Source organism: Corynebacterium sp. HMSC055D05 (assembly GCF_001810365.1).
GTDB lineage: Bacteria > Actinomycetota > Actinomycetes > Mycobacteriales > Mycobacteriaceae > Corynebacterium > Corynebacterium coyleae.
In genome coordinates this window covers 101,134-112,622 of sequence record NZ_KV801081.1, presented here as the reverse complement: position 1 = coordinate 112,622, position 11,489 = coordinate 101,134, and the positions used below count along the sequence as shown (strand labels likewise).

General features: G+C 62.2%; 14 protein-coding genes. 3 read left to right on the top strand and 11 right to left on the bottom strand.

From position 1 onward, the window contains the following. Window positions 1-567: 567 nt before the first annotated feature. From HMPREF2734_RS11645 to HMPREF2734_RS10450, 5 genes are all read right to left on the bottom strand, one after another. On the bottom strand, window positions 568-669 hold the full coding sequence (locus HMPREF2734_RS11645; protein ID WP_003855542.1) for a 30S ribosomal protein bS22: 102 nt from the start codon (window positions 667-669) through the stop codon (window positions 568-570). Between the two features lie 211 nt (window positions 670-880). Beyond that, window positions 881-1,072 (bottom strand): helix-turn-helix domain-containing protein, encoded by a 192-nt coding sequence (locus tag HMPREF2734_RS10465; RefSeq protein WP_070421497.1) that lies wholly within the window; start codon window positions 1,070-1,072, stop codon window positions 881-883. A 181-nt stretch (window positions 1,073-1,253) separates the two neighbouring features. After that, complete coding sequence (gene proC / locus HMPREF2734_RS10460; protein ID WP_070570871.1) at window positions 1,254-2,066, bottom strand: pyrroline-5-carboxylate reductase; 813 nt, start codon at window positions 2,064-2,066, stop codon at window positions 1,254-1,256. A gap of 11 nt (window positions 2,067-2,077) precedes the next feature. Next, window positions 2,078-2,926 (bottom strand): DUF2339 domain-containing protein, encoded by an 849-nt coding sequence (locus HMPREF2734_RS10455; protein ID WP_070570855.1) that lies wholly within the window; start codon window positions 2,924-2,926, stop codon window positions 2,078-2,080. Beyond that, window positions 2,927-3,880 (bottom strand): Ppx/GppA family phosphatase, encoded by a 954-nt coding sequence (locus HMPREF2734_RS10450; RefSeq protein ID WP_070482908.1) that lies wholly within the window; start codon window positions 3,878-3,880, stop codon window positions 2,927-2,929. A 33-nt stretch (window positions 3,881-3,913) separates the two neighbouring features. Between HMPREF2734_RS10450 and HMPREF2734_RS10445 the strand changes: the two genes are divergently transcribed. Then, window positions 3,914-4,813, top strand: coding sequence for a DUF3109 family protein (locus HMPREF2734_RS10445; RefSeq protein ID WP_070482911.1), 900 nt, complete (start codon window positions 3,914-3,916; stop codon window positions 4,811-4,813). On the opposite strand, the gene HMPREF2734_RS10440 is transcribed toward HMPREF2734_RS10445, so the two are convergent. Genes HMPREF2734_RS10440 through HMPREF2734_RS10430 form a run of 3 tightly spaced genes read right to left on the bottom strand, consistent with a single transcriptional unit; the run spans window position 4,795 to window position 7,422 of the window. Beyond that, window positions 4,795-5,484, bottom strand: coding sequence for a response regulator transcription factor (locus HMPREF2734_RS10440; protein WP_070570854.1), 690 nt, complete (start codon window positions 5,482-5,484; stop codon window positions 4,795-4,797). The genes HMPREF2734_RS10445 and HMPREF2734_RS10440 overlap by 19 nt on opposite strands. Then, the gene (locus HMPREF2734_RS10435) at window positions 5,481-6,665 is read right to left on the bottom strand and encodes a sensor histidine kinase (RefSeq protein ID WP_210384758.1); all 1,185 of its coding nucleotides are present in this window, start codon (window positions 6,663-6,665) and stop codon (window positions 5,481-5,483) included. The genes HMPREF2734_RS10440 and HMPREF2734_RS10435 overlap by 4 nt, the downstream gene beginning before the upstream one ends. 10 nt (window positions 6,666-6,675) lie before the next feature. After that, window positions 6,676-7,422, bottom strand: coding sequence for a phosphoglyceromutase (locus HMPREF2734_RS10430; RefSeq protein ID WP_070421582.1), 747 nt, complete (start codon window positions 7,420-7,422; stop codon window positions 6,676-6,678). Window positions 7,423-7,462: 40 nt separating this feature from the next. Between HMPREF2734_RS10430 and HMPREF2734_RS10425 the strand changes: the two genes are divergently transcribed. Beyond that, on the top strand, window positions 7,463-8,563 hold the full coding sequence (locus HMPREF2734_RS10425; protein ID WP_070570852.1) for a chymotrypsin family serine protease: 1,101 nt from the start codon (window positions 7,463-7,465) through the stop codon (window positions 8,561-8,563). Here HMPREF2734_RS10425 and mshA read toward each other — a convergent pair. Beyond that, complete coding sequence (gene mshA, locus HMPREF2734_RS10420; RefSeq protein WP_070570850.1) at window positions 8,560-9,822, bottom strand: D-inositol-3-phosphate glycosyltransferase; 1,263 nt, start codon at window positions 9,820-9,822, stop codon at window positions 8,560-8,562. The two genes, HMPREF2734_RS10425 and mshA, sit on opposite strands and share 4 nt — an antisense overlap. Window positions 9,823-9,855: 33 nt before the next feature. Further along, a complete protein-coding gene (locus HMPREF2734_RS10415; protein WP_246815475.1) occupies window positions 9,856-10,149 on the bottom strand; it encodes a type II toxin-antitoxin system prevent-host-death family antitoxin in 294 nt (97 codons plus the stop codon). A gap of 69 nt (window positions 10,150-10,218) precedes the next feature. Here HMPREF2734_RS10415 and HMPREF2734_RS10410 point away from each other — a divergent pair, with 69 nt between their 5' ends. Continuing rightward, on the top strand, window positions 10,219-10,488 hold the full coding sequence (locus HMPREF2734_RS10410) for a type II toxin-antitoxin system RelE family toxin (RefSeq protein WP_070421505.1): 270 nt from the start codon (window positions 10,219-10,221) through the stop codon (window positions 10,486-10,488). Here the strand turns inward: HMPREF2734_RS10410 and HMPREF2734_RS10405 are convergent. Next, a complete protein-coding gene (locus tag HMPREF2734_RS10405; protein WP_246816824.1) occupies window positions 10,485-11,480 on the bottom strand; it encodes a MinD/ParA family ATP-binding protein in 996 nt (331 codons plus the stop codon). The two genes, HMPREF2734_RS10410 and HMPREF2734_RS10405, sit on opposite strands and share 4 nt — an antisense overlap. Between the last annotated feature and the right edge of the window lie 9 nt (window positions 11,481-11,489).

Here is an 11,489-nt window from a genome sequence, read left to right as displayed (position 1 = left end):
TGCGGTTTAAGGGTGTTTTCAGCCAACACCCGCCCTGCCGGATCGCGACCTGGGGAAATGCCGGAACAACACTCCAAAACAGCCCTAAAACGGTCGGGAGGATTGTTCAACGACTGTGAAAACGCCTCGAAATGGGTGTGACGTGCGGATTGTTCAGCAATCTGCACCACCTGCTTACCCCCGCAAATTACCCCCGTTTTCCGAGCGCACACGCCATAACAGGCCTCAAGACACGAAAACACCGTGTTTCAACCCCACGAACACACCAGTCCACCACCCCAACGCTCATCGTCTAGCTCCCTGAAACACCAGCTAGACGATCAGCCCCATAACGACAAACAACCCCAACACCACCAGGGCAAACACAGAGGCCAAAACGAGACCGTCTAGCAGCATCACAAGCCCAGCTAGACGATCAGCCCACAGACCAGGAGAACACCACCCCACCATCCGCCCCAACCCCAATCCGACGCCATATATAGGGACACACCCACACCCCACCATCCGCTCCACGGAAGGCAAACAAAAAGCCCGCCTCCACAAAAACGGAGGCGGGCGGCGCTTGGCTTACTTGCCGAGCTTACGACGCTGCACACGAGTGCGGCGGAGCATCTTGCGGTGCTTCTTCTTCGACATACGCTTGCGGCGCTTCTTAATAACTGAACCCATAAGGCTTCCTCTTTTCTAACGTTGCTTCGTACGTACGTGGTCGGCACGACCGCTTGCGCGGAACAGTGGGAGGTGCACACTCCCACAGGTTGTGGCCAACCTGAACACGCCAAGCATACAGGCGTGCAGACCAGCAGCCAAAAACCGAAAACGCCCGTTCCCCCACTGAAATCAGGTGGGAACGGGCGTTTCGTAGGGGTCTGGAGTGGTTTTACCCCACGTCGTAGACGGAGGACTCCAGGTATTCGTTCACCGCGTTTTCGTTGACACGGAACGAACGGCCTACGCGGACGGCAGGCAGTTCGCCGGAGTGAACGAGGCGGTAGACGGTCATCTTGGAGACGCGCATAATCTCCGCGACTTCGGCGACCGTCAGGAACTTTCCTTTATCTTCATTAACCACTTAATTCTTACCTCTCGGCACGCAAACGCGCTGCAGGCTTCCCCTCCCGCAGGACGAACACGCACGTGCTCCAACCACCCTAACGTGAAACATGGGTTGAGTGCGACTTAAGGGAGAGAATTTTTTCAGAGTGCAGGTAGTGAACACACAGCATCAGTTGTGACGGGTGTGACTACCGGGGTTATTCCTCGCCAAGTTCCTTCGACCGGCGCGCACAGGCCTCTATCGCGCGGTAGAACGCACCACGCAGACCGGACTCCTCCAACTCGCGGATTGCACGCGCGGTTGTGCCTGCCGGGGACGAAACGTTGGCACGCAACTGCACGGGCCCATCCTCGCCTTCCAGCATCGCGCCTGCACCGGCCGCGGTGGCCTTAGCCAGACGCTCCGCAAGGTCGCGCGGCAGGCCGAGGGACACGCCCGCGTCCACCATCGCTTCGGTGACAAGGAAGAAGTACGCAGGGCCGGAGCCGGACACTGCGGTCACTGCGTCGATCTGCGGTTCGGTGACGGTGACAACCTCGCCGGCGGCGGCGAGCAGTTCATCGACGGTCTGCCGCTGCTCGTCGTCAACGAAACGCCCGTAGGTCACCGCAAGCACGCCCTTACCGACGAGCATGGGCGTATTCGGCATAACGCGCGCGATCGGGGCGCCTGCGAGCGCCACTGCCTCTTCCATCGCTGCCAGCGTGATACCTGCTGCCATAGAGACCAGGACCGGGGTGTTGTCGGCGTCGCCAAAGCCTTCGCCAATTTCGGCGATGACGTCGAGGATGCCCGCGGGTTTCACGCACAGGAACACGACGTCGGCGTGCTGTACGGCTTCGTGGTTGTCGTTGGTGGTGCGCACGCCGTAGCGCTCACGCAATACTTCGCTGCGTTGCGACGACCTATTCGTCGCCGTGATCTTCTCCGGGTCGTAACCGGACTGGATCAGACCCGACAGGAGCGCTTCGCCGATATTTCCGGCGCCAACAATTGCGATGTTTGCCATGGTTGCCATGTTTAGATCAACGCGGGCCCAAATGCCATAACTGCTGCAGCGATACCTGCAAGCGCCATGTTCAGACCATCACGTCCGGTGCGCATCGCACGCACACCGAAAACCACGCCGACCACTGCGACGATGCCAAGCAGCACCGCAACAACTGGGATGACGTGCGCCCACAGCCACTTGAATGCCAGGAACCCAAGCACACCCAGCAGCACGCCCAGGCCAACGAGCAGCACCATCAGAATCGGGTTGATGGAGGCGTCCTCGACTTCGATGTCGCGGACGTCCTCGTCAGGCAGGTCGTTCTCGAACAGGTCGAGCTCCGCATCCTGCTTATCGACGACTACCTCATCTACCGGCTTCTCCTCCGACTGAGGAGCCGCCACAGCTGCCGCAGGTGCCGTGGCCTGTGCTGCAGGCTTCTCCGCAGGCTTCTCTACCTGCTTCTCCGCCGGTTTCCCTGCAGGTTTCTCTGCCGGTTTCCCTGCCGGCTTGGCAGCGCCTTCGCGCACGACCGGAATGACGTGGGTGTCGTCCTCGGCAGGCGGAGCCTGAGTCGGCTTCGCCTTGGCCACTGCCTCTTCAGGCTTCTCCTGCTTGGCAGGCTTCTCCGCAGGCTTCTCCCCTGGCTTCTCCTGCTTGACGGTCTTTGCCGGTTCGGCGGGGGCGTCGATAGGCACGCTCGAGTGCTTCGCCTCGACAGGTTTGACGTTGACCTTCTTAAAGGAGTCGGTGAGCTCGGCGACCGAAACGCCACCGTCTTCGAGGCTGCGGCGGCGCCGGGGGCGTCGTGTGGCCGAAGGATTTTCCTTCTCGGCGCGCGCGAGGAGCTCGGCTACCGTGAGCTGCTTGTCGGCCATTTACTCGTCGTCTCCTTTATCGGCATTCAAACCGCCCTGGTCGATGCGTTTCAGAATCACGCCTTCACGCAAGGCCCACGGGCAGATCTCCAACTTATCAATATTTAGTGCGCGCATTGCAGCCTCGGCAACGAGGGCACCGGCGACGATCTGGTGGGATCGGTCCGCATTGATGCCTTCGAGCTCCGCACGGTCCGCTGCTGTCATGCGTGAAATGAACGCGATGAGCTGGCGCAAACCGGGTGCGGTGAGGGTGCGCTGCACGAACGGACCTGCCGACGATGGTGCTGCACCGGTAAGGCGGGCAAGGGAGCGGAACGTCTTCGACGTACCCACCGCCAGGCCTACCTCGCCGAGTGCTTTAAATTCTTCGGCGGGGCCGGCGAGTTCCGCGTCGATGTAGTCGCGCAGCATGTTGATCTTCTTACGCTCTGGCGGGTCGGTGTCGAACCACTCGTGGGTCAGACGGCCAGCGCCGAGGTCCAGCGACACTGCCAGGTCCGGCATTTCTTCGGTGCCTGAGGAAATCTCGAGCGAGCCACCGCCGATGTCCAGGTTGGTGATGCGGCCGGCGGACCAGCCGTGCCAGCGGCGGGCAGCGAGGAAGGTCAGGCGTGCTTCCTCTTCGCCGGAGAGGATCTCCAGATCCACGCCGGTTTTCTTCTTCACCTGCTTCAGCACGTCCTCGGAGTTCGTCGCGGAGCGTACTGCCGAGGTGGCGAAGGCAAGGACCTCTTGGCACTTGAGATTGTTGGAGAGGTCGGCTGCTTCCTGGCAGGCGTCGACAAGTTTGTCGATGCCTTTTTGTTCGATGTTGCCTTTCTTATCCAGCAACTCGACAAGCCGCAGCGGCTGCTTCCAGTCACTCATCGGGGTGGGGCGTCCGCCACCGTATGCATCGACCGCCACAAGATGGACGGTGTTGCTTCCGACGTCTAATACACCTAATCGCACCACCTCAGCGTAACGGGTCTACGGTGTGCAAGTGTGAATCAACCAGCCCCGAATCCTGTTTTTCTTGGCTTTCCGGCAGATTCCCCGGCAGGTCGCTCCATTGCGGCAGGCAGGGAAACGGCCCAGGAATTCCCGCGCGAATGGTTTGAGTTTGTCCACCCGGAGGACCCTGACCACACGTTTTCGCTAGATCTGACCTGGCTCGAGTCCACGTGGTCATGCCGCTTTGGCACGTCACAGTGCCTGGGTATCGACGAATCCAACCAGGCGGTCGGCTGCTGCATCCACGGCGCATACATTGCCGACGAAGAAGACCGCGACACCGTATATAACTCCGTTGCGTTGATGCCGGCGAAGTACTGGCAGTTGCGTCCGGCCGACACGGATGAGTTCTTCAAGGCTGACGACCCCACGTGGCTCGAACCGTGGCTGGAGTGGGACGACAGCGATGAAGAGGACGACGGTCCGCACATCAAGACAAAGGTGGTCGACGGCGCTTGCATCTTTGCTAACCGCCCCGGCCACCCGACCGGTGCGGGCTGTGCGCTGCACCAGTGGGCGATGGCGGAAGGCCACAACATCGTTGGCACTAAGCCGGAAGTGTGCTGGCAGGTGCCGTTTTCCCGCGAGGATGAATGGCAAGAGCGTAGCGACGGCCACGAGATCCTGCGCACCACCATCGGTGAGTACGACCGCCGCCAATGGGGCGACGGCGGCGAGGACTTCGACTGGTGGTGCACCGCCTCACCGCAGTGCCACACCCCGAACAACGGCAGCCTCAAGCCGATTTGGCAGTCCATGAAGGACGAGTTGATTGCGCTGATTGGTGAGGTCCCGTATGCGATCGTCGCAAAGCATTGCGAGGCTCGCGCGAACCTGCCGCAGGAGGCGAAAGCCACCCACCCCGCGACGGATCAGGCCTCGAACTTGTAACCCAGGCCGCGCACGGTAACCAGCTGAGTGGGGCGCTTCGGCTCCGCCTCGATCTTGGAACGCAACCGCTTGACGTGCACGTCCAGGGTCTTGGTGTCGCCCACGTAGTCGGCGCCCCAGATGCGGTCGATCAACTGGCCGCGGGTGAGCACGCGGCCGGCGTTGCGCATGAGGTACTCGAGCAGATCGAACTCTTTGAGCGGCATGGGCACCGGCTGGCCGTCCACGAGCACCGTGTGACGGTCGATGTCCATGACCACCCGGCCGCCCTTCAGCAGCTGGTCGTCGGCATCCTCCGCACTTTCCGCCTCCGGGCCGCGGCGCAGCACCGCGCGGATGCGGGCGACGAGTTCGCGGGTGGAGTACGGCTTGGTCACGTAATCGTCCGCCCCCAGCTCCAGGCCGACAACCTTATCGATCTCACTGTCACGCGCCGTGACCATAATGATCGGCACCGACGACTCCGCACGCAGCTTCCGGCACACCTCCGTGCCGCTCATCCCTGGCAGCATGAGATCCAGCAGAACCAGATCGATGTTTTCAGAGTCGAAGAGCTGCAGCGCCGTCGGACCGTCCGGCGCGATCTTGGTCTCAAACCCTTCCTTGCCCAGCAAAAACGCGAGCGGGTCCGATAAGTTCTCTTCGTCCTCGACGATAAGGATGGTCGTCACTGCTGCTCAAGTTCCTTTCTGCCAGCAGAGGCGTGAACAGATTCCGGGTCAAAGATCGGCAACTCAATGGTGAACGTTGAGCCGGTGCCGGGCCTAGACCACACGGTTATGTTACCGCCATGGTTGGCAACCACGTGCTTGACAATCGCCAGTCCCAGGCCAGTGCCACCTGTCGAGCGAGAACGGGCCTTATCCACCCGGTAGAACCGCTCAAACACGCGTTTTTGGTCCTCGGGCGCAATGCCGATCCCGCGGTCCGTGACACGGATCAGCACCGCTTTGTCGCGCACCGTTTTCTGCGTGATGCTCACCGGCTGCCCATCCGGCGAGTAGTTGATCGCGTTGGATATCAGGTTGGCCACCGCCACTGTGAGCATCGACTTGTCGCCGAGCACGTACAGCCCAGTGGGGGCGCCACGGTTGATTTCAATCTTGCGGTTTTCGGCGGTGACGTGGTTGCGGATGACGGCTTCGTCGATGATGTCGTCGACACGCACTGGCGCCATGTCGGGCAGCGCTTCCGCGCCTTGCAACTTCGACAGCGCAATCAGGTCCGTGATCATCTCCCCCATGCGGTGCGCTTCCTTGTGCAGTTTCCCGCCGAAGTATTCGACCATCTCCGGGTCAGTCGGATCTTGTAGAAGCGCCTCCGCCAGCAGCGACATGCCACCGACGGGGGTTTTGAGCTCGTGCGAGACATTTGCGACGAAATCACGCCGCGCGTGCTCCATCCGCACATTCTCAGACTCGTCGGAGCCGTAAATGATCACCGACGAGTTATCCGTCAGCGTCAACGGAGCAACTACCGCGCGCACGTTACGGATGCGGTTACCGGTGGTGCGCTGTGGCATCTCCATGTCGATGACACGTTGCTCCGCATCGTCCATCACCTGCTCCGCAACATCGAATACGCGGGGGTTGACGGTGCCGTCGTGCACAAGCGACATATCGTGGGCACGCGCGTTGGACAGTTGCACCTTGCCACTTCTTCCAACGACGACGATGCCGGTGGGCGATCCCTGTGTCACCAGGTGCAACATATCGCTGACAGTGCTCACGCCTGTGTGTTCATCGTGGTCGTCCGCACTGTTTCGGGCATACCAACGCAATGCCCGCCGCCCGAGATGGGCAGCGGGGACGGCGACGAGCGCGCCGAGAATAAACGCAAGAACTGGCGACACAGCCTAAGCGCTACTTCTTGCCCTGGTTAGCCACAGCGGCAGCGCCAGCAGCGGCAGCCTCCGGGTCGAGGTAGGTACCGCCCGGGTTGAGCACCTTGCCGCGCTCGCCGATTTCGTACAGCAGCGGCATGCCCGTCGGGATGTTCAGCGCCGCAATGTCCTCGTCGGAAATGCCGTCGAGGTACTTCACCAGCGCACGCAGGGAGTTACCGTGCGCCGCAACCATGACGGTCTTGCCCTGCAGCAGCTGCGGCAAGATTGCCTCCTCGTAGTACGGCAGGAAGCGACGCACAACGTCCTGCAGGCACTCGGTGCGCGGCACCTCCGGCAGGAACGCGTAGCGCGGGTCGTTGGTCTGCGCGTACTCGTTATCGATGTCAATCGCCGGCGGCGGAGTGTCGTAGGAACGACGCCACTCCATGAACTGCTCATCGCCGTACTTGTCGCGGATCTCCGCCTTGTTCAGGCCCTGCAACTTGCCGTAGTGGCGCTCGTTGAGGCGCCAGTTGCGCACAACCGGGATCCAGTGGCGGTCCGCTGCGTTCAACGCAATGTTGGCGGTGCGGATCGCGCGACGCAGCAGCGAAGTGAACACGATGTCCGGCAGGACACCCTTTTCAACCATGAGCTTGCCGGCGTTGACGGCTTCGCGCTCACCCTGCTCTGTCAGGTCGACGTCCACCCAGCCGGTGAACTGGTTCGACTTGTTCCACTCACTTTGACCGTGACGTACAAGAATCAACTTTCCGTTACCCATGACTTTAAGCATGCCACGAAAGAGGTTTAGTGTCGTGGGCATGCTCAAGGTTTTTCGCTACGCCGCCGCGGTTGCTGTCGCCGCGGCACTGACCACTGCCCCATCTGCTGCCGCAGCGCCTGCGCTTGCCGCCCCCGGCGCGCCTGTGGCCACGCTGTTTCAGGGCTCTGATTCCTTTGCCAACACCTCGCGCTGCAGCCAGGGCCCTTCCGGTGTGGTGCGCACCCCTGACGGGCAGACGAAGCGGATCATGATCACCGCCGCGCACTGCTTCGACGTGGACGATAAAACGGTGCGCCCGGAGGTGTACGCGCCGGTACGAAGTGGTGGCGGGGTGCGCTACCCGCACGTGGGCACCATTGATACGCAGCGCAAGAAGTTCGAGCTGGGCAACGGCGAATTGATGGACTTCTACCGCATTATCGACGAGCCCGACTGGGCCATGGTCCGCCTCGACCCAGGCGTTTCTGCCTCCGGCTGGTCCACCTCCCGCGACCAGTGGGGTTCTGCACCTTCCCGGAACGTGGCGATCACCGGGGTGAAGGACTACCGCAGCCTGGGCAACGAGCTGATCAGCTTTGACAACTTTGGCCAGCCCATCTGCAAAGACGGCATGCGCACCGGCCGCTCGTGCGGCACCCAGGTGTTCCGTACACAGAACTTCATCTGGCACGTCGGGTTGAACTACGCCTCGGGTGATTCCGGCGGCATCAACTACGACCCGCGCACGGGCGAGGCCATCGGGTTGACCATCATTGGATACGGCCCCTTCGGCAACTCCCAGCAGATCGATCGTGCGCTCGAGTCCGCCTACGGCATCCCCGACGGTCAGGTAAATCAGGCGTTTACTCCTGCTGAGCCGGCGCCGCGCGCGGAGTTTGCGACGCTTCGCGACGAAATCGCCCAGCACAACCCAGCCGCCGCCAACAAGCCCGCGCCGGCACCGTCGAAGTTCCACAAACTCACCGGCGCAGTCAACGGTGCCCAGGCTGATGCTGCTCGCCTCGCCGGGGAGGCGCAGCGTCTTCCCCAAGCAGCAGACCCGGTTGCCGCAGCGCAGGAGCTTGCCGGACGTGCGGGTGCCGCAGCCAACCAGCGTGCAGGTGAGATCAGCGCCGCCGTGAACGCGATCATCCGCTAGTTGCCGCCGGGGATCCGGGGAGCCTCACAGGGGTCGTAACCGTCGAGCGCTTGCTTATAGACGCCCGCGAGCTGGTCTGCCGACGCCGCCCAGCTAAACCGGGCCGCGTGGCGGACGGCGGATTCGCCCATGTGGATGCGCGTGGAGTCGTCGATAAGCAACCGCTCCAGCGCGTCCGCCCACTCGTTGGTGTCGTGACTGCCCACCAGCAGGCCGGTCTCCCCGTCACACACCGCGATCGGGAGCCCGCCGACCTTCGCCGCCACCACCGGCGTACCTGTGGCCTGCGCTTCCACAGCGACCAGGCCGAAGCTTTCGTTGTAACTCGGCACCGCGACGACGTCCGCTGCTTGGTAGATGCTGACGAGTTCTTCAGGCGGACGCGGGCCAAGGAAACGCACGGTGGCACCCAGCGCCTCCTCGTCCGCGATCGCACGGTAGTGCTCCACCGAGGAGCCGGACCCGCTCGCCCCACCACAGATGATCACGCGAAGCGGGCCTTCGACGCGAGCGCGGCGCACGACCTCCCCCATCGCGCGCAACAACACCTGCGGGCCCTTGAAATCCTGCAGCCTGCCGACGAACGCAACCACCTTCGCGTGCAACGGAATGCCCAGGTGGCGGCGTGCAAGTTCCGTGTTGCGGTTCGTGCCAGGGGTGAACAGTTCCGTGTCCGCACCAGGGCTGACCACGGAGATCTTCGACGGGTCCACGTCGTAGAAGCGGGCAAGCTCGCTGGTTTCATCCTCGGTGTTGACCACGAGCGTTTCGGCGTTGTCCACGAGTTGCTGCTCACAAATACGGCGCGCCTCCGACTCCGAGCCACCCACACCGTAGGCGTTTTTCACCGCCGCCCACGTATGCCCGGTGTGCACCAGCGGCACCCCAGCAAGGTCGGCGAGCAACCACCCCACCTGGCCGGAGAGCCAGTAGTGGGAATGGATCAGGCCGTAAGAGCGCTCGTCTGCTCGGCAGAACTGCACCACCCCGCCGGCGAACGCAGCGAGTTGGGTCGGCAGGTCTTCTTTCTCCAGCCCCTCATACGGCCCGGCGACGATATTGATCACCCGGTAGCCTGGCTCGACCTCGACGATCTCGCCCTGGCTGGGCCGCGTCGCACGGGTGAACACATCCACCTGCGTGCCCTGGCGGGCCAGTTGGGTCGCAATGTTGTGAACGTAGACGTTCATGCCACCGGCATCACCGATTCCCGGCTGCTCGAGCGGAGAGGTGTGCATTGAAATCATGGCGACGCGCATGCGGGCCAGATTAGCGCGGCGCAAAACCCTGCGTCACTGCGCGTTGGTATGGCTTTGCAAGTCTTCCTCAGCGAGCTGTTTGAGAACCACCTCGAGCGGTGTCCTCGTTCCGTCGTCCTCCTCACGGGCACGGCGTAGCAGTTCGCGGTCAGCGACCTGCTCTAGCTCTTCCAACAGCACCAAGTCTTCAACCGGCACGATAGCTGCAGCAGACTTCCCGTTCCGGGTAATCAACACCCGCTCACCTGCATAATTCGCTCGGTCAACCGTCTCACCTAAGCGATTCCGCAATTCAACAAGCGCAATTGCGTCTTCCGGCGCTTTCACAGTGCACCACCCCTTCATCCATACTGTGTACAGTTGGTACACACTGTACACATTTTCTAGGGGGTGTCAATGAAATACCAAGTCGAGCTCACCAACCAAGCCAGTCGTGACCTCAGAAAAATTCGACGAAGCGACCGAAACACCTTCGAGCGAATTACCGAAGCCTTACAAGCGCTCTCCGCTAATCCATTCCCCGCCGGTTGTGTCCGATTAACCGGCTACGACGATTTCCGAATCCGGGTTGGCGGGTTCCGGATCATCTACTCAGTTCAGCAAAAAGTCGTTCTAGTGGAAGTACTGCGCATCGCGCCGCGTGGCGAGGTCTACAAAGGCCTTTAGTGCGCCGCGTGCCGGTGCCACGCACCGAAGTCCGCCGCCACCGTAGCCGCCAGGTGCTGATAGGACTTCAGGGTTGCCGGGGCCATGCGTTCCAAATCGACGACCGCACCTTCCGCCAAGTGCCTGTCGTACGGGATCGTGTGCACCGCCCGCGTGCGCGAGGCGAAGTGTTCGGTGACCTTGCCCATATCGATGGTCGGCTTGCCCGGTGCGGATGAGGAAACGACCACGACAGCGTTGGCGGCCAACTGGTCGTAGCCGTGGAGGTTGAGCCAGTCGAGGGTCGCGGATGCGGACTGCGCGCCGTCGAGAGCAGGTGAGGTGACCAGCACAAGCGCGTTGGCCAGGTCGAGCACGCCCGCCATCGCGGAGTGCATCAGGCCGGTGCCACAGTCGGTGAGAATGACGTTGTAGTGGTGCTGCAGGATGTCGATGGCGTGGCGGTAGTCGGATTCCGAAAACGCCTCGGAGACCGCCGGGTCTCGCTCGGAGCCGATCACCTCGAGCCGCGATGCTGCCTGGTTAGTAAAGGCGCGGACCTGCGGGTAGCGGTGTGTTTCCGGCGCGTGGAGCAGGTCGCGGATGGTGGCCGGTGGCGCGGTTGCTGCGCGTTGGGCAAGTGTGCCCAGGTCCGGGTTGGCGTCGATGGCGATGACGCGATCCCCGCGGGTCTGTGCAAACACGCCTCCAAGGGCAACGGTGGTCGTAGTCTTGCCGACGCCACCTTTCAGACTCATCACCGCAATGCGGTAGTCGCCGCGCAGGGGCGCACGGATGGCGTCGATAAGCTGCTGCTCCTCGAGCTCTTTGCGCGAACCGCCCGGGTTGATGCGACCACGAGTGGCGGTGTGGATCATTTTGCGCCAGCCCTGTTTCGGCGGCGATTTCACCGGATCCACCAGGTTGGTTTGATCGAGCACCTCAGGTGGTGTGAGTTCAAGCTCCGGCATGGCAACAGCGTCGCGAAGCGTGGCGTCATGGAACGTGGTCATGAAAAATCC

What these genes read in the sequence shown, in the direction of transcription:
- HMPREF2734_RS11645 (WP_003855542.1), bottom strand. Translation starts at nt 669, where the DNA reads ATGGGTTCAGTTATTAAGAAGCGCCGCAAGCGTATGTCGAAGAAGAAG.
- proC (WP_070570871.1), bottom strand. Translation starts at nt 2,066, where the DNA reads ATGGCAAACATCGCAATTGTTGGCGCCGGAAATATCGGCGAAGCGCTC.
- mshA (WP_070570850.1), bottom strand. Translation starts at nt 9,822, where the DNA reads ATGCGCGTCGCCATGATTTCAATGCACACCTCTCCGCTCGAGCAGCCG.
- HMPREF2734_RS10425 (WP_070570852.1), top strand. Translation starts at nt 7,463, where the DNA reads ATGCTCAAGGTTTTTCGCTACGCCGCCGCGGTTGCTGTCGCCGCGGCA.
- HMPREF2734_RS10405 (WP_246816824.1), bottom strand. Translation starts at nt 11,480, where the DNA reads ATGACCACGTTCCATGACGCCACGCTTCGCGACGCTGTTGCCATGCCG.
- HMPREF2734_RS10455 (WP_070570855.1), bottom strand. Translation starts at nt 2,926, where the DNA reads ATGGCCGACAAGCAGCTCACGGTAGCCGAGCTCCTCGCGCGCGCCGAG.
- HMPREF2734_RS10430 (WP_070421582.1), bottom strand. Translation starts at nt 7,422, where the DNA reads ATGGGTAACGGAAAGTTGATTCTTGTACGTCACGGTCAAAGTGAGTGG.
- HMPREF2734_RS10410 (WP_070421505.1), top strand. Translation starts at nt 10,219, where the DNA reads ATGAAATACCAAGTCGAGCTCACCAACCAAGCCAGTCGTGACCTCAGA.